Source organism: Amycolatopsis melonis (assembly GCF_040064235.1).
GTDB classification, from domain to species: Bacteria; Actinomycetota; Actinomycetes; order Mycobacteriales; family Pseudonocardiaceae; genus Amycolatopsis; species Amycolatopsis melonis.
The window spans coordinates 401,565-421,012 of sequence record NZ_JBDZYD010000005.1; the positions used below are offsets into that span (position 1 = coordinate 401,565).

15 protein-coding genes are annotated in these 19,448 nt (G+C 70.0%); 5 read left to right on the forward strand and 10 right to left on the reverse strand.

The annotated features are described in order from the left end of the window. Positions 1–188: 188 nt before the first annotated feature. From ABJI51_RS15865 to ABJI51_RS15875, 3 genes are all read right to left on the reverse strand, one after another. Positions 189–395, reverse strand: coding sequence for a hypothetical protein (locus ABJI51_RS15865; RefSeq protein WP_348951501.1), 207 nt, complete (start codon positions 393–395; stop codon positions 189–191). 118 nt (positions 396–513) lie between these two features. Beyond that, positions 514–1,440: a hypothetical protein gene (locus tag ABJI51_RS15870; RefSeq protein WP_348951503.1), complete on the reverse strand. Its 927-nt coding sequence runs from the start codon at positions 1,438–1,440 to the stop codon at positions 514–516. Continuing rightward, positions 1,437–2,078, reverse strand: coding sequence for a vWA domain-containing protein (locus ABJI51_RS15875; RefSeq protein ID WP_348951505.1), 642 nt, complete (start codon positions 2,076–2,078; stop codon positions 1,437–1,439). The genes ABJI51_RS15870 and ABJI51_RS15875 overlap by 4 nt, the downstream gene beginning before the upstream one ends. A gap of 148 nt (positions 2,079–2,226) precedes the next feature. Here ABJI51_RS15875 and ABJI51_RS15880 point away from each other — a divergent pair, with 148 nt between their 5' ends. Continuing rightward, positions 2,227–5,142 carry an AfsR/SARP family transcriptional regulator gene (locus ABJI51_RS15880; protein ID WP_348951507.1) on the forward strand — a complete coding sequence of 972 codons (2,916 nt, stop codon included), beginning with the start codon at positions 2,227–2,229 and terminating at the stop codon, positions 5,140–5,142. 3 nt (positions 5,143–5,145) lie between these two features. On the opposite strand, the gene ABJI51_RS15885 is transcribed toward ABJI51_RS15880, so the two are convergent. Together ABJI51_RS15885 and ABJI51_RS15890 are read right to left on the reverse strand one after the other, a co-directional pair. Beyond that, positions 5,146–6,348 carry a helix-turn-helix domain-containing protein gene (locus tag ABJI51_RS15885; protein WP_348951509.1) on the reverse strand — a complete coding sequence of 401 codons (1,203 nt, stop codon included), beginning with the start codon at positions 6,346–6,348 and terminating at the stop codon, positions 5,146–5,148. A gap of 102 nt (positions 6,349–6,450) precedes the next feature. Next, the gene (locus ABJI51_RS15890; RefSeq protein WP_348951511.1) at positions 6,451–6,627 is read right to left on the reverse strand and encodes a hypothetical protein; all 177 of its coding nucleotides are present in this window, start codon (positions 6,625–6,627) and stop codon (positions 6,451–6,453) included. 230 nt (positions 6,628–6,857) lie between these two features. Here ABJI51_RS15890 and ABJI51_RS15895 point away from each other — a divergent pair, with 230 nt between their 5' ends. Then, on the forward strand, positions 6,858–7,529 hold the full coding sequence (locus tag ABJI51_RS15895) for a hypothetical protein (RefSeq protein WP_348951513.1): 672 nt from the start codon (positions 6,858–6,860) through the stop codon (positions 7,527–7,529). Then, positions 7,478–7,738, forward strand: coding sequence for a hypothetical protein (locus ABJI51_RS15900; RefSeq protein WP_348951515.1), 261 nt, complete (start codon positions 7,478–7,480; stop codon positions 7,736–7,738). Before ABJI51_RS15895 ends, ABJI51_RS15900 begins: the two co-directional genes overlap by 52 nt. A gap of 47 nt (positions 7,739–7,785) precedes the next feature. Here ABJI51_RS15900 and ABJI51_RS15905 read toward each other — a convergent pair whose 3' ends face one another. The 5 genes from ABJI51_RS15905 to ABJI51_RS15925 all read right to left on the reverse strand — a co-directional run bounded on the left by ABJI51_RS15905 (position 7,786) and on the right by ABJI51_RS15925 (position 15,100). Beyond that, positions 7,786–10,893 carry an ATP-binding protein gene (locus ABJI51_RS15905; protein WP_348951516.1) on the reverse strand — a complete coding sequence of 1,036 codons (3,108 nt, stop codon included), beginning with the start codon at positions 10,891–10,893 and terminating at the stop codon, positions 7,786–7,788. Further along, positions 10,890–11,507, reverse strand: coding sequence for a hypothetical protein (locus ABJI51_RS15910; RefSeq protein ID WP_348951518.1), 618 nt, complete (start codon positions 11,505–11,507; stop codon positions 10,890–10,892). Before ABJI51_RS15910 ends, ABJI51_RS15905 begins: the two co-directional genes overlap by 4 nt. 9 nt (positions 11,508–11,516) lie before the next feature. Further along, complete coding sequence (locus tag ABJI51_RS15915; RefSeq protein WP_348951519.1) at positions 11,517–13,139, reverse strand: CATRA system-associated protein; 1,623 nt, start codon at positions 13,137–13,139, stop codon at positions 11,517–11,519. Further along, complete coding sequence (locus ABJI51_RS15920) at positions 13,136–13,735, reverse strand: TIR domain-containing protein (RefSeq protein WP_348951521.1); 600 nt, start codon at positions 13,733–13,735, stop codon at positions 13,136–13,138. Before ABJI51_RS15920 ends, ABJI51_RS15915 begins: the two co-directional genes overlap by 4 nt. Before the next feature lie 96 nt (positions 13,736–13,831). Next, positions 13,832–15,100 carry an MFS transporter gene (locus tag ABJI51_RS15925; RefSeq protein ID WP_348951887.1) on the reverse strand — a complete coding sequence of 423 codons (1,269 nt, stop codon included), beginning with the start codon at positions 15,098–15,100 and terminating at the stop codon, positions 13,832–13,834. 84 nt (positions 15,101–15,184) lie between these two features. Here ABJI51_RS15925 and ABJI51_RS15930 point away from each other — a divergent pair, with 84 nt between their 5' ends. Both ABJI51_RS15930 and ABJI51_RS15935 read left to right on the forward strand, forming a co-directional pair. Then, positions 15,185–16,039 (forward strand): LysR family transcriptional regulator, encoded by an 855-nt coding sequence (locus tag ABJI51_RS15930; protein ID WP_348951523.1) that lies wholly within the window; start codon positions 15,185–15,187, stop codon positions 16,037–16,039. A gap of 88 nt (positions 16,040–16,127) precedes the next feature. Then, a complete protein-coding gene (locus tag ABJI51_RS15935) occupies positions 16,128–19,361 on the forward strand; it encodes a GH92 family glycosyl hydrolase (protein WP_348951525.1) in 3,234 nt (1,077 codons plus the stop codon). The last annotated feature ends 87 nt before the right edge of the window (positions 19,362–19,448 follow it).

Here is a 19,448-nt window from a genome sequence, read left to right on the forward strand (position 1 = left end):
GGCGGGTTCGCCCGTCGCAGCGCGGGCGGCCACTCACACTTCTCACTCGGCCTGCCGGGCTGCCGCCGCTTCCCGCAACTCGCCCACCGTCCGGGTACCGGCTGCCGGAGTGGCACTGGCTTCGGCGGCGACCGCCAGCAGATCGTCGTCGATCCGGAGGAACCCGGCCAGCGAGCGCAGCGAACCGGTCAGCCGGGCAGCCCCGGCGGCACGGGCGGTTCGAGTTCGTCGTCGTCCAGCTCGGTCTGGGCGGCCAGCAGCCAGCCGAGGTGGATCGCGCGGTGGTCACCGGCCATGAGGTCCGCGCGGACCGGGAGCAACTCGCCCAGCCGCGTCTCGTCGGAGTCGTCCCAGTCACCGCCGTCCTCGTCGTCGGAGCACAGGCTGACGATCACGTGGGAACCATGCTGCCAGGCGCTCGCCGCATCGGCAGGGCAGGATCGCCGGGCGGTGCCGAGATCGAGGAACCGTTCCGGGAGCCGGAACTCGCTCACCGCACGCCCTGCCGGGTGATCACTCAAGATCCGGCGCCCACCGGACCCCGTAGGCCAGCCCCGGTGTGAGCCGCCGGAAGCGCTGGTGCAGCTCCCCTGCCGGGTCGGTTTTCAGGGGCTGGGTGCGGCAGGCCGGGTCCGAGATGTCGCGCTGGAATGCGCCGTCCAGGGTCCATGCCTCGCGGGGCCTGCCGAACCGGATGCGGAGGTCGAACAGGTCGCACGGCTGCCGGGGTACGCACACCATGTACGGCCTCAGTGCCGACGCCGATGGCAGGCGGAACAACACCGCGAACTCCCACGGCTCCCCGCGGGACAACGGCCGCGGCAGTTCCAGGCCGTAGCCCCACCGGTCCGTTGCCTCCATTCCGCGGTCCACCAGCGTTCCTCCGTACAGCACCGCCGGGGACAGGTCCTCTCGCGCAGGCCCCGAAACGGCCAGCTCGAACGACCGCACCCCGTCCTGGTCGGCGACCACCCTGCGGTGCTCCAGCACCGTCGGCTGCGGCTGGTCCAGCACCAGCGCCACCGACAGCGCCGCCGTGTGCCAGCCTGCCTCCGGGACCGATACCGGGGTGCGCGGGGCCGCCGATGCCAGCTCCGCCAGCAGGTCGATTGCTTCGTCCACCCGCCGCCGGACCGTTCGGGGGTCGCGGTCGACCTGCTCGGCCGCCCACTTGACGCGGTCCTGGTACAGCGGCTGGCGGGCCTCCGGGCCGATCGCGAAGGCCGCCAGCGCCGCCAGGCGGAGGTCCTCCGGGAGGTGCGCCGCCAGCTCGGACAGGCGGCCCGCCACCTTCTGGCGGATCGCCACCAGCCCGTCGTCCTCCGCGATCTGGCACGCCTCGCGGAGGAGCGGGCCCACCCGCTCCTCCACCCTGCCCAGCAGGCCGCGTCCCTTGCGGAGGGACTTCAGCTCCTGGACCAGCTCCGCTCGCCCGCTCACGGCCGTTCTCCTTCAGTGCGTTTCCATGGCTGCTCCTTTCCGGACAGGGTGCGGCCGGCCGGTGGACGGGAAGTGGACAGAACGTGCATCACCGAAGCGATCAACGCCGTCCCCATCCGGACGCCGTCGCGGCCCAGATACGTGCGGAACGTGCCGATGCGGCTCAGCGCCTCCTGGTCCGCGTCGCCGACGCCGAACGCCACCACCCGCGGGCAGCGCCGCCACGCCGGGTCCGTCAGCGACGCGTACGCCGCAGGCCAGGTGACCGGGTCCGTCGGCTGGCCGTCGGACAGGAAGAACACCAGCGGCCGGTGCACCTTGACCCGGTGCAGCTCCAGCAGCCGGACGTCCTCGTCGATCACCGTGCGCAGGAAGGTGAACACCGGCCCGAAGTTGGACCCGGCGCGCGCCCCCGGCGCGGGCAGCTCGGCGACCTCGCCCGGCCCGTACAGCCGGTGCACCCGCTCCGGCTCCTCCGCGAACCCGACCACGCTGCAGAGCACCCGGCCGGCGACCGACGCGTCCGCGTGGACCGCCCCGCGGAACTCCCGCAGCCCCGTGTTCAGCTCCTCGATGTGGTCGGCCATCGAGAGCGAGACATCGCAGGCCACGTAGCACGGCAACACGTCGGACCCCATACCTGTTTCTCCTTCACGCCCCTGATCGACCGGCGGAGTGTGCCGGGGGCGCGTGTACCGAACGTGCAAGAAATGCGGATTTTCGAAACCCTTACGGCCGATTGCACGATGTCCAACACGGACAGCAAGCTGAGGCCGGGGAGGAAGCGTGGAGTTTCGGATGCTCGGCCCGCTGGAGGCGTGGCACGACGGCGTCCCGGTGCCGCTGGGTGACCAGCAGCAGCGGTTCGTCCTGGTCGTGCTGCTCCTGCACGCGAACAAGCCGGTGGCGCCCGCCCGGCTCGCCGAGATCGTCTGGCCTCCCGGCGAAGCCAAGCCCACGCTGGTCCGCAGTTACATCAAGCGCCTGCGCGACGTCGTCCAGCAGGCCGGCGACGTCAGCATCGAGACGACGCCGACCGGGTACCTGCTGCGGCTCGGCGACGACCAGCTCGACACCGTCCGCTTCGACCGCCTCCGCGCCCAAGCCGCGGAAGTGCGCGCCGACGACCCGCGCCGGGCCATCACACTGCTGCGCGAAGCCGTCGGATTGTGGCGGGGGAAGTTCCTCGAGGACATCGACATCGACCGCGTCGGCGGCGCCGAGGTGATCTCGCCCGACGAGAGCTACCCGGACACCGTCGGTGACCTGGCCGAACTCGAACTGGAGGCGGGTGACCACCGCTCGGCGCGCGACCGGCTGCGCCCGCTGGTCAAGGCGGATCCGGCCAGCCAGCGGCACGCCGCGCTGCTGATGCGCGCGCTGCTCGCCGGCGGCGACCAGGTCGGCGCGCTGCGGGTGTTCGCAGGCACCCGGGAAGCGCTCGCCGGGCTGCGCATGGAACCTGGGCCGGTGCTGCGGAAACTCGCCGCGCGCGCCGAACGCGGTGATCCGCCCAGCTCGCTGCCGTCGCGGCCCGGCGGGTTCACCGGCCGCGCGGCGGAACTCGCCGCGGTCGAGGCGGCCGCGCTGGCCGGGCGGCGCGCCGTCTGGGTCAGTGGCGCGCCCGGTGTCGGCAAGACCGGGCTGGCCGTGGAGGCGGCGCACCGGCTGCGTGACCGGTTCCCCGACGGCCAGTTGCTGGTGCGGCTCAACGGGTTTACCCCCGGCGTGCCCGAGACGGCGGTCGGGGACGCGCTGGCCGAGCTGCTCGTCGAACTCGGGACACCGCCCGAGCAGATCCCGGCCACCGTCGGCCGGAAGGTGCGGCTCTACCAGGACGCGCTGTGGGGCACGCGCACGCTGGTCGTGCTGGACAACGCCGCGACGCCGGAGCAGATCCGGCCGCTGCTGCCCGACGCCGACGGCTGCCTGGCGATCGTCACCAGCCGTCGGATGGGTGATCCGGACACCGGGGTGTCCGTCCGGCTGTCTCCGCTGGCACCGGAGGAAGCAACCGAGCTGTTCCAGGCCCTGACCGATCCGCCGCGGGTGCGCGGCCGGGCGGCCGACGTCGCCGCGGTCGTCAAGCGCTGCGGGTTCCTGCCGATGCCCATCCGCGTCGCGGCGGCGCTGTTCCGGCGGCACGACCGGTGGCCGCTGGCGCACCTGCTGCGGCTGCTCGAAGAAGGCGGGCCGTGGGGCGCCGACGACGGCATCGCCGCGGTCCGCGTCTCCTTCCAACAGCTCGGCGCACCGCAGCGCGCGCTGTTCCGGCTGCTGGGCAGCCTGCCCGGACCGGACGTCGACATCGCGGGCGGCGCCGCGCTGGCCGGGTGCAGCCCGGCCGAGGCGCGGCTGCTGCTCAACGACCTGCACGAGGTCAGCCTGCTGGAGGAGGCCGCCCCCGAGCGCTACCACATGCTGGACCCGCTCAAGGAGTTCGCCGCCGACGGGTCACCGCCGGAGCAGGCGCTGGTGCGGCTGCTGGACTTCTACCTCGTCACGCTGGCCGCCGCAGTCGCCGCCGCCTACCCGTTCGACCGCGCCCAGCTGCCCGCGCCGGACCGGTCCTGCGCGACGACACCGGTTTTCGCCGACGCCGAGGCCGGGCTGCGCTGGATCGTCGCCGAGCGCGACAACCTCGTCGCGGCGATCCACTACGCCGCGTCCCACGACCTGCCCGAGCACACGTGGCGGCTGGCCGTGCTGCTGTGGCGTTATTTCCACACGACGAACCAGTTCGAGGACTGGATCGCGACGCTGGAGCTGGCCTGGGAGATCGTCTCCGCCGACGAGGGCAACGACTACGGCCAGGCCCACGTGCTGCTGCGGCTGGCGACCGCGCACGACCGGAGCGGCCAGCTCGCCGAAGCCCTCGAACGGGCCGCGCAGGCGCTGCCGAAGTGGCGCCGCCTCGGCGATCCACGCGGCGAAGCGGCGACGTTGTGCGCGCTGGCCATCCCGACCATAGAGCTGGGGCGGCACGACCAGGCGATGGCCCACCTCGCCGCGGCGCTGGAGAAGTACGAGCAGACCGAGGACCGCCGCGGCGAGGCGCACGCGCTGAGCATGCTGGGCTACCTCAACGAGCTGCACGGCAACCTCGACGTCGCGCTGGAGCAGCATGCGGCGGCGGCGCGGATCCTGCGCGAGATCGGGCACCTGCAGGGGCTGGCGCACACACTGAACAACCTGGGTTCCGTGCAGGAGAAACTGGGTCTGCTGACCGAAGCCCAGTCCAGCTACACCGACGCGCACGCGTACGCCGCCGAGGTCGGCGACCAATGCGTCGAGGCCTATGCACTGAACTACCTCGGCAACGTGCACCGCAAGCGCGGCCGGTACGCCGAAGCCGTGCGCTACCACGACAAGGCCAAGGAGGTGGCGGCGAACGTGCCGGACGCGGACCTGCTCACCCAGCTGTACCTCGACCGCGGCGCAACCGCGCTGGCCCGCGGCGCCCGCCAGGAAGCGCTTTCCGCCTGCAAGTCGGCCCTCGACCTGGCCGACGGCCACGGAAACCGCACCTACCGGGCCCGCGCCCACCGCGGCGTCGCGGCGACGCTGCACGCCATGGGCGAGCACGAAGGCGCCGTGAACCACTGGACCGCGGCCGAAGCGGAGTTCGCCGACCTCGCCCTGCCGGAGGCCGGCGAGATACGGGAAGAACGTGCGGCGCTGGAATGTGCCTGTTCGCGGTGAGGGTCAGTGCCTGTGGAGCACGCGGTTCAGCTGGGGGTAGATCTCCCGGACGGTGTGGTGGCTGCGCCACCGGCTGAGGCACCGGGCCAGTTCCCGCAGATCGGTACGCACGGTCGCGGAGTCGACCCTCGCCACGTCGTCGAGCGTCTCGGCCAGTGTCCGGCAGCTCTCGTCGATCTCCCCGTCCAGCGCGTGCGCCAGGGACCGGCGGACGCCGAAGCGTGCCCGGGTGCGGCGGTTGGTGGCCGGGATCCGGACGAGCTCGTCCTCCAGGAGCGCCGCCGCCTCACCGACGTGGCCCAGGTCGGCGAGTGACCAGCCGCGGGCGAGGGCCAGCGGATCGGGCGCGGTCGAGCCCAGCACCGGATAGGCGGAAGTGTCCACTGTGGACGTCATCGACCCGGCGGCGCGGTCCATCGCCCGTTCGAAGGCGTCTCGGTCGCCGGCCAGCGCGTGCCCCTGCGCCTCCCGCCTGGCGGCCAGGCCGAAGGTCCGCGAACCGGCGCGCCCGAGCTTCTGCGCCTGCCGGGCCAGATCGATCGTGGCGATGGGGTCCTGCCGGTAGAGGGCGAGTCCGGCTTCCCGGACGAACGCGTAACTCGCGATTTCCCGGTCACCGCCGGCACGCCCCAGCTCGGAGGCGTGCCGGGTCCACGAGAGCGCCTGTTGCTCGTGCCCCGCTTCCTGGCTCAGCCAGCCGGTGTACTCGGCCATCCGCGCGGCGAGCAGCAGGAGCCGCGACCGGATCGGCTCCGGGTTTCCCCTGGCCAGAGCGTGCACCGTGTGAGTCTGGGTGACGAGGGACTCGAGGACGACGGCGGGACTGGTCTGCATCCCGAGCGTGCGCAGCTGCTCGAAGGAGGCGCGCAGCCCGGCCACCACCCGGTCGTCCAGGAGCGGACGCGGCCCGCCGGCCAGTGCGATGCCGAGCACCGCCCCGGCACCGGCCAGCATCTGACGCCGGTCCAGCGCGCCGCTTGCCGCGCGGTGCCGCGCCCGCGCCTCGTGTGCTGCTTCGATCAGTGCGCCACCGGCGTCCAGCACGCTGTCGCAGATCCGGGCCAGTGTCGCGTTCGGCGGCTTGAGGTCGTTCTCGATCTTGCTGATGTAGCTCTTGCTGTAGTTGACCCGCCTGGCCAGCTCGCCCATCGAGATTCCGGCGGCTGCCCGGCATTCCCGCAACAGCGCGCCAAAAGATTCGGGCATGCCGACCTCCGTTCCCACTGTAGCCGAGTACACCATTTCCGGCGGCAGGGCGCAATTGCCCGGACGGCCGCGACACACCGGTCGCGGCCGTCCGGGCGTGCGTCACCCGTGCCAGGGGTTGCCCTCGGTGGTCGCGGGCGGCGGGGTCGGCGTGACGGTCACGGCCTGCGTGCCGTCGTCCGCGGACGCCGAGGTCGCGCCGATCACCGGGGCCGCCGCGACGAGGCACAGCGCGAGCACCGGGCCACCGATTTTGGCCAGCTTCTTGGGCAAGGACATGACGAATCCTCCTCGGTAAAGGGGTTGATTCGGGCGCCTCGACGAATTTCCGCGCCCTGCAATCAGGATTCGCGATGTCCCATTTCCCGACAAGGAGTTGACCGTTTCCCGGTTCGGCAGGCAACGGTGTCCGGCGGCATCCACGTGCTGTCCACTTCCGGTCCACACGGCACCCCGATGCTGTGCCGGCAGACCGGCCGACGGCCGGCCCGGACGAAAGAGGTGGGGTTGTGGAGGAAGTGCCGAGCCACGACATCGCGGTGTCGTACGCCGAAGGCGAGCGCTCCGGCGTCGAGGAGGTGCTGGAGGCGTGCCGGCAGCGCGGGCTGACCGTGCTGGCCGGAAGCGAGCAGACCCACGACTGGTGGGCTCGCAAGAGCGGCGGCGACCTTCCGGACGCACGGGTCCGGTTCTTCGTCCCGTTCGTCTCCGCGGTGGACGAGTTCGCCACCGCGATGCTGCGGGCGGTGCTGGACGGCGACCGGCACGTGCTGCCGGTGCTCGCCGACGACGTCGTGGTGCCGCCGGAGCTGCTGCATCCGCACGTGACGTACCTGCGCCGGGGCGAACCGCAGCTCGCCGAGGCGCTGGCCACGCGGGTGGAGCGGGCCGAGGCCGCCGGCTGGGAGCGCGCACCGGTCGCGGAAGTGGTGACGCGGGCGCGGGAGACCGAGCCGCCCGCCGTGGTGCCGTCCGCGTTCAGCCGGTACGCCGAGCAGGACGCGACCCTGCGCTACCTGGGCGAACAGTTCGCCGCGGCCGTGCCGGGCCTGCGACGGCTCGGGTTCACCGGCACGGCGTACCGCGGTGGTCCGGGATCTCCCTGCGGGTTGAGCGCGCGGGCGACACGGTGTACGCGCTGGACATCCAGCGCGGCGGGATCGGCGGCGACGAGACGGTGAACTTCGTGGTCGGCCTGCACGACGCGGGCAGCGCCTGCACCAACGGCTGGGCACGACCGGTCTACGACTCCGCGACCGGCATGGCGAAGCTGGAGCTGCACGACCGCTCGGTGTTCGGCCGCGGCGACACCGAGCCGCGCACGTTGACCCGCGAGGAGCTGTTCACCGCGCTGTGGCAGCGGATCGAAACCGTGCTGTCGGCGACCTGATCACCGCACGCGAAGGCCGCGTTCCCCCTCGGAACGCGGCCTTCGCGTCAGCGGCCGTTGCGGGCCCGCTCGAGCACCTCCTCCAGCCGCAACGGACTGGGCGGGTGGTGACTCAGGCACAGCGGTGCCCGCATGGCCCGGAACCCGAACGTCTCCCCGGTCACGTAGAACTGCCCACGTTCCAGCCGTGAGATGTCCCCGACGGTGCTGCCCTTCGCCCTGGCCATCTCGTTCGCCGCGGCGATCTGCGCGGGGCTGTTGAGCCTGCCGAAGAACTGCGTCGTCGCGTTGCCGGTGATCTGGTTGTGCAGTCCCTTGGGTGCCTGCGTCGCGAGCAGCAGGCCGAGCCCGTACTTGCGAGCCTGCGAGGCGAGCATGATCGTGCTCTGGGTGCTGGCCGTCCAGCCTCCGGACGGCGCGATCGTCTGGGCTTCGTCCATGACGAACAGGCCGCCCAGCGGCCGGTCGGCCGCGGGGTTGCGCTTGATCCAGGCGAACACCTCCAGCTGCAGCTGGCTGACGAATCCCTGCCGCTGCTCGTCGGACGGCAGCCCGACGAAGCTGATCACCGAGATCCGCGCCCGCTTCCCGGGCGAGGGCGTCAGCAGTACGGCCGGATCGGCGGGCTCGCCGGAACCCCCGAGCAGCGGATCGTTGACCATCGCGGCCCGGAGCGTTTCGGCCAGGTCGGCGGCGGTCTTGGTGCCGGTGGCGAGCTTGCTGACCCCCATCGGCAGCTCGGCGAGCATGTCGACGAACCCCGAGAGGCTACGGGATTCCTCCCGCGCGTAATGGGTCATCGCCTCCCGCAGAACGGCCTGCCCCCGAACGGCGGCTTTCGCACCACCACTCACCCGGGCATGCGGAATGAGCCGCGCGACGGCCGCCTCGACAGCCGCGGCGAACTCGTCTTCGTCATCACGCACGCCGGCGAAGTCGGGCAGCGGGTGAAAGCTGAGCGGCCGCCCGGCAGCCCGCCCGGGAGTCCAGACGACAACCTCGGTACCGGCAAGGTATTCGGCAGCGCATTCGGCGTCCCCGGACCGCCAGGCCTCCGGCGGTTCCGGCCAGGCATCACCGAACCGGGCGAGGTCGTTGTTGGGATCCAGCACAATGGCGGAAACACCGCGCAGCGCACATTCTTCGACGATCCGGCGCAGAAGAACGGTTTTCCCGGTACCGGAGCCGGCAAAGATGACGGCATGCTTGCGGAGAGACTCGAGTTCGATGCGGATCTCGCCGTCCATGCCGAGGGTGAACCCACCGGGCTTCCCTTCAGCCGGCGGTTGCGCCTTCGGCGGCGGGGGCCGGGTTTCCCGCTGGTTGCCACCGCTGGGACGGGCGGGATCGGGGAGAATCTGGCGGAGGAGGCCGGTTTTGCTGGCGGGTTTGCGGGCTACCAGCCAGTTGAGGAGCTCGTAGCTCTGCTGGGTGAGCATCCGGCTGAGCGCCCAGTAGGTCCTGACGTCGTCCTCCTTGATCTCGACTCGCGGGCTGCCCGACCGCGCCAGCTCGCCGACCAGGACCTGGGTCTTCCCACCGGTCCATCCTCTTGTGCCGTGGTGGATCAGTACCAGGTGGCGGTTGCGCACGCCTTCGCGGATCCCGGCGGCTTCCTTGGCGTCCCGAATCCGGCGGAGGATGCCGTTTCCGTGCCGCGGAGCGATCGCGCGGAACGCCCACCGTTCGGCAATGTCCCGTTCTTCGTCCAGAATCCGGCGCAGGCCGGCGTGGAGCTGGCCTCCGCCGTCCTGCGGAGGTTCGGTCTCCCACGACTTGTCGTCGTTGCCGACCTCGGTGATCCATGACCTCAGGCCTGCGTGCAGCAGTTCCGGCATCACGTCGTTCTCGGTGTGCTGGTTCAGCGCAGCGCTCACGTCGGCGCTCTTCCAGAGATCTTCGAACTGCCGGTCGAACTCTGCGAAGTAGTCCGGCTCTCCGTAGGCCGGCTGTGGAACCTCGACCGGTTCGGCAGGCTTTTCTTCGAACGAGCCGAGCTCGCGGATCTCCCCGTTGAGGCAAGCCTCGGCGTGCTCTTGCACCCGCCGCAGCAGCTGCCTCGGTGTGTAGGTGCGCCATGCCTCGCCGAAGGCGCTCGGCGCAACCGGCCAGGTGGGGTGCGGTGGCACGAAGCCCACCCTGGCGTAGATCGTCCCAAGCCACTTCGCCACCAGCGCACGACCAAGTTCCGGATCGGAGATGGCCCCGAGTAGTGGCGTCTTGGTGAAGCGGTCGGAAACCGTGGCAGTCACGACCGAATTCAGCAGCTTCCAGGTGTCCGGCAGGCAAGCGACGATGGACAACGCACGCCTGGTCGTTTCCCGCAGCTGCATCAGTCCATCGGCGATGAGAGTGAGTTCCCCGGCCAGTTCGGCGTCCACCTGCTCACCGACCGCGGTGTGTGCCTTGTTGACCAAGGAATCCAGCTGGTCGATCGCCACCACGCTGTGGCCGGTGAGCGCCAGCACTCGCGCGATATCCGTGACCAGCGCACGGTGCTGCTTCGGCTGCGGATGGATGCTCCACGCCTGTCGCTCGCCTTCGGACGCTTCCGGCAATCCGGTCAGATAGTCGGTGCCGATCTTCATCTGCTTACTGTCGACGGCGGCGTAGAGCACGAGGGCACGGATGGTATCCGCGCACTCGACTGCGACCTGAGCGTCCAACCGGCGGAGCGCCGCGACGAAGCCGTGGACATCATCAACGGTGAGCGACCTTCGACCGAGAACCGCCGCAGCAACCGCTTCCGGAACGTTCGCTGCGTCGCACAACCGCTTCAGCAGCTTGGTCAGCTGAAGTTCTCCGTTGTCATCCGGCCGCCACAGCTCGCTGCGCATGGCACGGACGACGTCTTCCCAGAACGCAGCGCCGGTGGTGAGGTCGATCAGGAAGAAATAGCCGCCGTCGCGTTGCGCGGCCTGCCTGACCCTGCCGAGCAGGTGTGTCTTGCCGACCCCTTTCTGGCCCTGCAGGGTGAGTCCGATCGGACTCGGTCCCCTGCTCTCCTTTGCCTCGTTCATGCTCGCGTGGATGCGCTGCTCAGCTCTTGTGTGCAGGCCGTCCACGTGGGACGGCGAGACGGCCCAGACGTCGTCCGGCGTCTCTGCGGAATTGAAGTGCACTGCGGCGAGCGCTTGGCGCAGCTCCTCGGTCATGATTCCTCGATCGCCACGAGATGCTTGTCCTCGCTGCCGATCCGGATGGCGGCCGCGTGGTCGGCAGGGGTGAGCGCCTTGAGGTTTGCGGACTGCGCGAGGTGCACCAGTCCCGTCCTGCTCATGGCGAGCAGCACCTCGTCGACTTCATCCTTGTCCGCGCCGTTCAGCTTGGGCCGCAGCATTGCCAGCCGTACCCAGTCCTGGGGCTCGTCGGACAGCTCGGTGTATGCGTTCCGGATGAGTGTCTCGAGTCCGGGATGCTCTTCTGTGTCCAGGATCTGGCGGAGGCGGATGTTCTGCGCTCGCAGATAACGGACGATCGACCGCAGCCACTCGAACCCCACCCGCGCCAGTGCGTTCGCCCGCGGCGGAGTCTCGATGACCGACAGCGCCTCCTCACACCAGCGCTCCCCGTCCGGCGTGATCGAGTGCACCAGCCGCCTGCCTTCCTTACGGGTCACCAGCAGACCGGCTTTGTTCAGCTTGGCCCGGCCTGCCGGGGTCAGCTCTATGCCGTAGTCGTTCTTCATCTCCGCGTTGGGGATGTCCCTCCCCTCAACCAGCAGCAGGAGCAGCGTCGCCTGCTCGTGGGTTCCGTACCGTTCCGCCATTCCCGCTCCTCACTTGGTGAACACGTCGATCCGGCGGTCGAGCCGGGCGATCAGCGCGATGATGTCCGCACGCAGCCCGTCCGGTGCCGCGAAACGGCTTCCGTTCGCACGGACTTCGTTCAACAGCTCCAGGTCGACCGTCAAGTCCTTGAGGGAGGCCACATCGCCCTCGTCCAGTGCCGTGGTCATGTCACGGACGGTCTGCTCGACGATGGCCCAGCGACCACGGTGGGCCAGCTCTTCCGGTACGTTGCGCAGCGCGGTCACAGCGTTCTGCAGCGCGGCGTGGTCGGCGTCGGCGTGGCTCGGCGGGCCGTCCGCGATGATGTCGTGGAGCTTTCGCGCCACCTGCCGGGGCCGCAGACCCGAGTCCAGCTGGAACAGCCTCAGGTTCTGCAGGAAAGTGGGCAGCTGGTTCCGATCGGTCCGGGCGGTGAGCACGCAGAACAGCTGACGACCACCGGTGTCGAGGGCATGCCGCAGGAACCGCTCCGCCTCTGTCGACTGCCAGCGGCTCACCTCGCCGTCCACGATGAGGCACAGGTGTTCAGAGGGATCGCTGTCCTGCTCGAGGAACTCGGGGTCGCCCGACAGCGATCGGTCGACACGCAAGCCGAGAAGACGTAGTTCCTCAATGAGCTGGTTCGCGGTCCGCTGCACCGGCCGTGGACTCGACACCAGCAGATCGAAGGTGTACGACTTCCGGCGTGAACGCGCTGCGGCGACGTAGGCATCCCGGTTGTCGGCCAGCAGAGCCGTGCGGTCGAACTGGTGGGCAAGCACCGCGGCCACCGTTTCCAGAGCGAACGAGACCTGGTCGGCGGAAGGCGATTGCTCGACCATGACCGGCAGCTGCTCGCCGAAGCTCCAATAGGACACGTACGGCACCGTGCTGTGCCTCAGCATCAGTTCCTGCGGGACGCTCTTGTCCAGCCAGTTCCGGAACAACGACGCCGTGACCTCGGCACACCGCTCCTGCCAGGCTTCGGCCAGCTGGTACTCCACGCGGTTGTCCAGCCGGGACAGAACCGGGAGCACCAGGTGGGGTGGCCGGTCGTAGGGCAGCCGGTCGCGCGCGAGATCGGCTCGCTCCGCGATGTCCACCACACCCTCGACGCTCTGCTGGTTCGCCGTGAACAGCATGACCAGCCAGTCGGGCAGGTGCGCGGTACAGATGCCGCCACTGTCGGAAATGCCTGTTCGGCTGTCGATCAGCACGAAGTCGTAGTCTTCGATCCATTGGGCGCGGCACCGTTCGAGGAACTCGGCGAACCCGCGGCGGTACAGCTCCTCCCAGTCGAGTTTCTGCACCCGGCCGGTGTACTCCGCGTTCTGCCGTCCTGCGGCCAGCAGCGCCACTGCGCCCTTCTCCGCGAGATCCAGCGGAATTGCGTAGTCGCTCGGGCGCTCCCTGCCGGCGATGAAGTCGTCCGCGAGGTCGATCACCCCGCCTCGGGGCGTTCTCGGCAGCAACGGCCGGAAGTAGTTGTGGAGACCGGGCGCCTCCAGATCCCAGTCGACGGTGAGCACGCGGTACCCCCACCTGGCGAGGAGCACGGCCACGTTCGCCAACGTGAAGCTGCGCCCGACGCCACCTTTGTACGAGTAGAACGTCGCCACGATCCCGGTCATCGGCCGAACCTCGGGATCGGCGGCGAAGGCATCAGAACCGGATCCGGCCGCTCCGCGACCGGCCAGTCCGGCTGCCAAGGCGGTACCTGCCGGATCAGTTCCGCCAGGTCCTGGGCGAGCTCGAGGACCGTGTTGTGGAACAACGGCCAGTCGCGGCTTTCCTGGAAGACCGGTTCAGGCATGGAGAGCTTCTTGAAATCCCACCAGGAACGCCGTAGCCCTTCCTCCTCCGGGAAGTTCTCCGAGTCCGAATACAGGATCGGGTAGATCAGGCCCTGTGGGCACTCAGGGCTGGCCAGGCCGAGCTGCCGCTCCCGGGCGCGCATGCTCCGCAGTTCCGCCATGCACCAAGCCGATTCGAAGTACCTCGGCGTGAGCACGGCGATCATGATCTTGCTGCGATGGAGCGCCGTCTCCAGCATGGCCGGCCAATCGACCGCACGCTCCATCGCCTTGTCCATGAAGAGCTTCGGCGTCGAAGTCATGTGATCGGTGAGACAGTCCTTCACCTTCGGGTAGAAATGATTCCTCAGCCATTTCGGCGCACTCCCGTGCCGGGAGTAGCTGATGAAGACGTCGTAGTCGTAGCCGGACACGCGGTCGATGATAAGCAGGCCGAATAGCTCAACACCAGGTCGAAAAAGTGGCCAGATTCAGGAAACAGTCCAAAAACCGGCTAAAAAGTGGACACGTCACCGGCTCGGGTTCGCCGCTGCTTTCCGGGGAGCCAGCGCGAACGTCACCATCCCGGCTCCCGCGAGCAGGACGACGGCCGCCGTCAGCAGGGCTGTTGTTGCCGACGTCGTGGTCAGGATGCCCAGAACCGCTACCCCGAGGGCCGCTCCTGTCTGGCGGGAAGCGTTCAGGGCTCCTCCTGCCACTCCCGTCAGCTCTGGTGGGGCCGAGGCGACCACCGCCGTCAGCAATGATGGGATTGCCAACGAGACTCCGAAACCCAGCGACGCCAGGGCCACCACCGAAAGCGCCGGCGACGCCGAGAATGCCTGGACCAGCGTGCCCGCCGCCATCAGGGTGAAACCCGTCAGTGCCGGGATGCGCGGACCGATGCGGGCCACCAGGCGGCCTGTGAAGATCGGGTTGAACGCCGTCGGGATCGTCAGGGGCAGGAAGGCCAGGCCCGTCTCCGAAGGGGCGTATCCGCGGGTTTCCTGGAAATACAGCGACAGCACGAACAACACCCCGGACAGGCCGAAGTTGACGATCGCGCCCGCCGCGAGGCCCCAGCGGAATGCGCGCGTTGCGAACAGCCTGCGGGGCAGCATCTTCTGGGTCCGGACGAACACCACCCCCGCGACGGCAGTGAGCACCAGTGCGCTCCAGGTGCCCTGGATCAGCGCATACGTCAATGTCGATAAAGCGACTACCGCCGACACCTGACCCACGACGTCGATGCGACCGGGCTTCGGTGGGGTTCGGGGCGCCTGGCGGGACAGGGCCAGCGCGCACAGTGCCACCGGGACGTTCACCACGAAGATCGCGCGCCAGCCGAATGCCTCCGTCAGCAGTCCGCCCAGGAGCGGGCCCGCCACCAGGCCCGTTCCGCTCAGCGCCGCCCACACCCCCATCGCCTTCGCCCGCGCCGGCGGCGATGGGTAGGCCGCCGCGATGAGGGACAGGGACGACGGCACCAAGAGTGCACCCGCGATGCCGAGGAGTGCACGGAAGGCGATCAACAACGACGCGGAAAACGACAACGCAGACAGTCCGGAAAGGACAGCGAAGGCGATCAGACCCGTGAAGAACACCCGGCGGGCGCCGAAGCGGTCGGACCATGCGCCCGCCGTCAGGAGGAAGGCCGCGAACGTCAGCGTGTAGCCGTTCGAGATCCACTGTTGCTCGGCCAGCGACGGGGACAGTGCCGGGAGCGCCACCGTCACGATCGTCGTGTCCAGCATGACCAGGAAGTAGCCCAGGGACAGGCCGGTGAGAAGTCTTGACACGCACTCCAGCCTGGACGCTGCGTGACTTCGGCGGAAGCAGGCAGTTACGATGGCCGGTATCGGGAACTCCGATGGGGGCCACCAATGGAACTGCGTCACCTGCGCACCTTCCGCGTCGTCGCGCGGACGCTCAACTTCACCCGCGCCGCCGCCGAGCTGCACTACGCGCAGTCCAGTGTCACCGAACAGATCCAGGCACTGGAAGCCGAACTCGGGTCGAAGCTCTTCGAACGCGGACGGCGGCTCCGGCTCACTGCCGCCGGGGAACGGCTTGTCGGATACGCCGACCAGGTGCTCGAACTCGTCGAAGAAGCCAAGGCCGCCGTCGACGACGAACGGGGTGAACCCGAGGGCGAGCTGACCATCGGCGCGCTCGAAACCCTGTGCGCCCATTGGGTTCCGCCGATCTTCGGCGCCTATCGGACCCGGTGGCCGCGTGTGCGGCTCACGCTCAAGGAAGGCGGCCGCGGAGAGCTTTACCAGGCCGTGCGTCAGTCCGAAATGGACGTCTGCTTCACCTTCGGCGCGGCGCCCGCCGATCCCGCGCTGGCCAGTGCCACGCTCGGCACCGAACCGCTCGTCGTCATCGTCCCCGACGGGCACCCGCTCGCGGACCGGACCGAGATCCGGCCCGGCGATCTGCACGGCGTCGGCTTCCTCGCCACACCGCCGGGGTGCGGCTTCCGGGAGATGCTGGACCGCATCGACGGGCCCTTCGTCGAAGCCGAGGTCGGCAGCATCGCCGCCCTCGTGCGGTGCGTGGCCGCCGGGATGGGCTGCGGGATCGTGCCCGCCATCGTCGGGCACGCGGGCGCGGTCCCCGTTCCCCTGGCCGGCGCGGCCACCGACGTCACCATGACCTGGCGGCGGCGCGACGAGCACAAGCCGAGCGTCGCCGCGCTGCTCGCCACGGCCGCCGAGCCGTTGACAACGGCTTGACCTGGTTGCCGCCTTCTCAAACGGCCGGCGATGTGGAAGGCTTTCCCCAGTCGCTTCTGACAACGTTGTCACCTGGGAGGTGCGCCCCATGGGGTCGCAAAGCAGACGGCTGGCCGCCGCCGTGGCCGCCGGGCTCGTGCTCGTTGCCACGGCCCAAGCCACCGCACACGCCGGCAGCGCCGCCGACCCGGTTTCGCTGGTCAACCCCTTCGTCGGCACGCAGAACTTCGGCAACACCTTCCCCGGTGCCAGCGCACCTTTCGGGATGGTGCAGGTCAGCCCGGACACCGGCGGGCAGGGCGGCTACGACTACCTCCAGAACACCATCTACGGCTTCAGCCAGACCCACCTGTCCGGCGTCGGCTGCGGCGTCATGGGCGAGCTGCCGGTCATGCCCACGACCGGCGCCGTGGACAACGTTGACAAGAATGCCTACCGGTCCGGCTACAGCCACGACGACGAGCACGCCGAGCCCGGCTACTACCGCGTCGGCCTGAAGAAGTACGGCATCGGCGCCGAGCTGACCGCCACCGCGCGCACCGGGTGGCAGCGCTACACCTTCCCCGCGACCGGCGCCGCGAACGTCCTGTTCAACACCGGCCAGGCCAACCAGTCCGTCAAGGACTCCGAGATCCACGTCGTCGGCGACCGGACGCTCGAAGGCCGGGTCGAAGCGGGCGGGTTCTGCGCCGGTCACGACCGGCACACCGTCTACTTCACCGCCACGTTCGACCGGCCGTTCAGCTCCTTCGGCACCTGGCGCGGCTCGGCACGCACGCCCGGCGGCCGCGACGCCTCGGGCCCCGGCGGCAACGGCGCGTGGGCGAGCTTCGACGCCACCACCGACCACGACGTCGTCCTCAAGGTCGGCCTGTCCTACACCGGGCTCGACGGCGCGCGGAAGAACCTCGCCGCCGAAACCTCCGGCTTCGACTTCGACGCCACCCGCGCCGCACTGCACCGGCAGTGGGCCGACCGGCTCGGCGCCGTCAAGATCACCGGCGGCAGCACCGAGCGGCAGACGGCGTTCTACACCGCGCTCTACCACGCGCAGCTGCACCCGAACCTGGCAGGCGACACCGACGGCGCGTACACCGGCTTCGACGGCAAGGTGCACACCGCGAGCGGCTACACGCCGTACCAGAACTTCTCGCTGTGGGACACCTACCGGCCGCAGAACCAGCTGCTGGAGATGCTGGAACCGCAGGTGGCGCGGGACGTCGCGCTGTCGGTCGTGGCCATCGGGCGCGACGGCGGGTGGCTGCCGCGCTGGGCGCTGGCCGAGAGCGAAACCAACATCATGACCGGCGATCCGGTGACGCCGTTCCTCGTCGAGGCGTGGTCGAAGGGCCTGCTCGCCGGGCACGAAGAAGAGGCGTACGCGCTGCTGAAGAAGAACGCGACGAGCACGCCGCCCGCCGATTCGCCGTACAACGGCCGCTCCGGCGTGAACTACTACAACGACCGCGGCTACCTCCCGAGCGGGCTGACGCTCGGCAAGGACTGCGCGGCCAAGGGCGGCGACAACGACTGCGAGCACCCGGCGTCGGCGACGATGGAGTACGCGGCGGCCGACGCGGCGCTCGCGCTGATGGCCCGTGGTCTGGGCCACCAGGCCGACGCGCGGCTGTTCGAGGGCCGCGGCCAGTGGTACCGCAACCTCTGGGACTCCTCGATCGGCCAGTTCCGCCCGCGCACCACCGAAGGCACGTGGGTGACGCCGTACAACCCGGTCGACGCCGGCCACCAGTTCCACGAAGGTGGCGCGTACCAGTACCAGTGGCTGGTGCCGCAGGACCCGGCCGGGCTGGTCGCGCTGATGGGCGGCCGGGCGGCGACCGAGCAGCGCCTGGACTCCTTCTTCTCCTACGGCAACCTGCTGCAGGACCCGGCGGGCACCGCGCGGAAGGACTGGATCGCCAGCCCGTACGACTACTACGGCAAGGCGACCTACAACCCCAACAACGAGCCCGATCTGCTCGCGCCCTACATGTACAACTGGGTCGGCGCGCCCGCGAAGACCGCGACGGTCGTCCGCGCGGCGATGACGTTGTTCACCACCGGCCCGGACGGGATGACCGGCAACGACGACCTCGGCACGATGTCGGCCTGGTACGTCTTCTCCTCGCTGGGGCTGTACCCGACGATGAGCGGCGCGAACTTCCTGGCGCTGTCGAGCCCGCAGTTCGAGTCGGCGACCGTCCGGATCGGACAGTACGGCTCGGCGCAGGGCGGCACGCTCACGGTGACGGCGCCGGGCGCGAGCGACACGAACCGGTACATCCAGAGCGTGTCGCTCAACGGCCACGACGTCCGGCAGACGTCCCTCGGCTGGTCCGCGCTGGCGCACGGCGGGACGCTGGCGCATAAGCTCGGCTCCCGGCCGTCCTCCTGGGGAACTGCGCCGTCCGCGGCGCCGCCTTCGGTGAACAACGCCGGCGGCGACCCGCGGCGGCACGTCGACGCTTCGCTGCGGCAGACGTCCGTCGTGGTCCCGGCGGGGGTGTCGCAGGTGCGTCTCGACCTGGACGTCCTGGCCCAGAACCTGGGCGTGCAGCCGGTGACGGTCTCGGTGACCGCGCCGTCCGGTTGGCGCGCTTCGGTCGAGCCGCTGCAGCTCATCGCCTCGGGACGGCTGCCGGTACAGCGGACGGTACCGATCACGCTGACGGCGTCCCCGGCGCCCGGCACGTACCCGGTGCAGGTCACGGTGTCCGGCCTGGGCGCGAACACGGTGACCCGCACGGCGACGATCGAGGTCCGCACACCGTCGGCGTGCACGACGTCCGGCCCGCAGTGCGCGGTCGACCTGTCCCGCGACCGCAACCACGACGGCACGGCCACGGTGGCGGCCTCTGCGGAAGGCAACTTCGACGGCGGCGGCTGGAGCTACGACGCCGCCCTGCTGCCCGCGGCGGGCCCGGTGACCTGGGACGGCGTCCCGTACGCGGCCCCGGACCCGCTCGGGACGTCGCTCAACTTCGTCGAGGCCCGAGGGCAGTCGCTGCTGCTCCCGGCAGGTCGGCACACGGCGTTGCGGCTCGTCGGGGCGTCCCACAACGGGCCGGTGTCGACGACTCTCGTGGCGCACTACACCGACGGGACGAGCACGGACATCGCCGTGACGTTCGGGGACTGGGCCGGGTCGGGCAGTCCCGTGGTGCTCGAGATGCCGCACCGGATCAAGGCGGGGAGCGGGGTCGACGGGCCGCCCGTGCGGCTGTTCGGGATCTCGGGTGACCTGGACGGCGGGAAGACCGTGCAGTCGGTGAGCCTGCCGGACGATCCGCGGGTGGAGATCTACGCGCTCACCCTGACCTGACTACACTGAGCATTCGACTGCTACGCTGAGCATCATGCCAACTCACATGTTAATTACCATGTGAGTTGGCATGTCGCCGACATGACG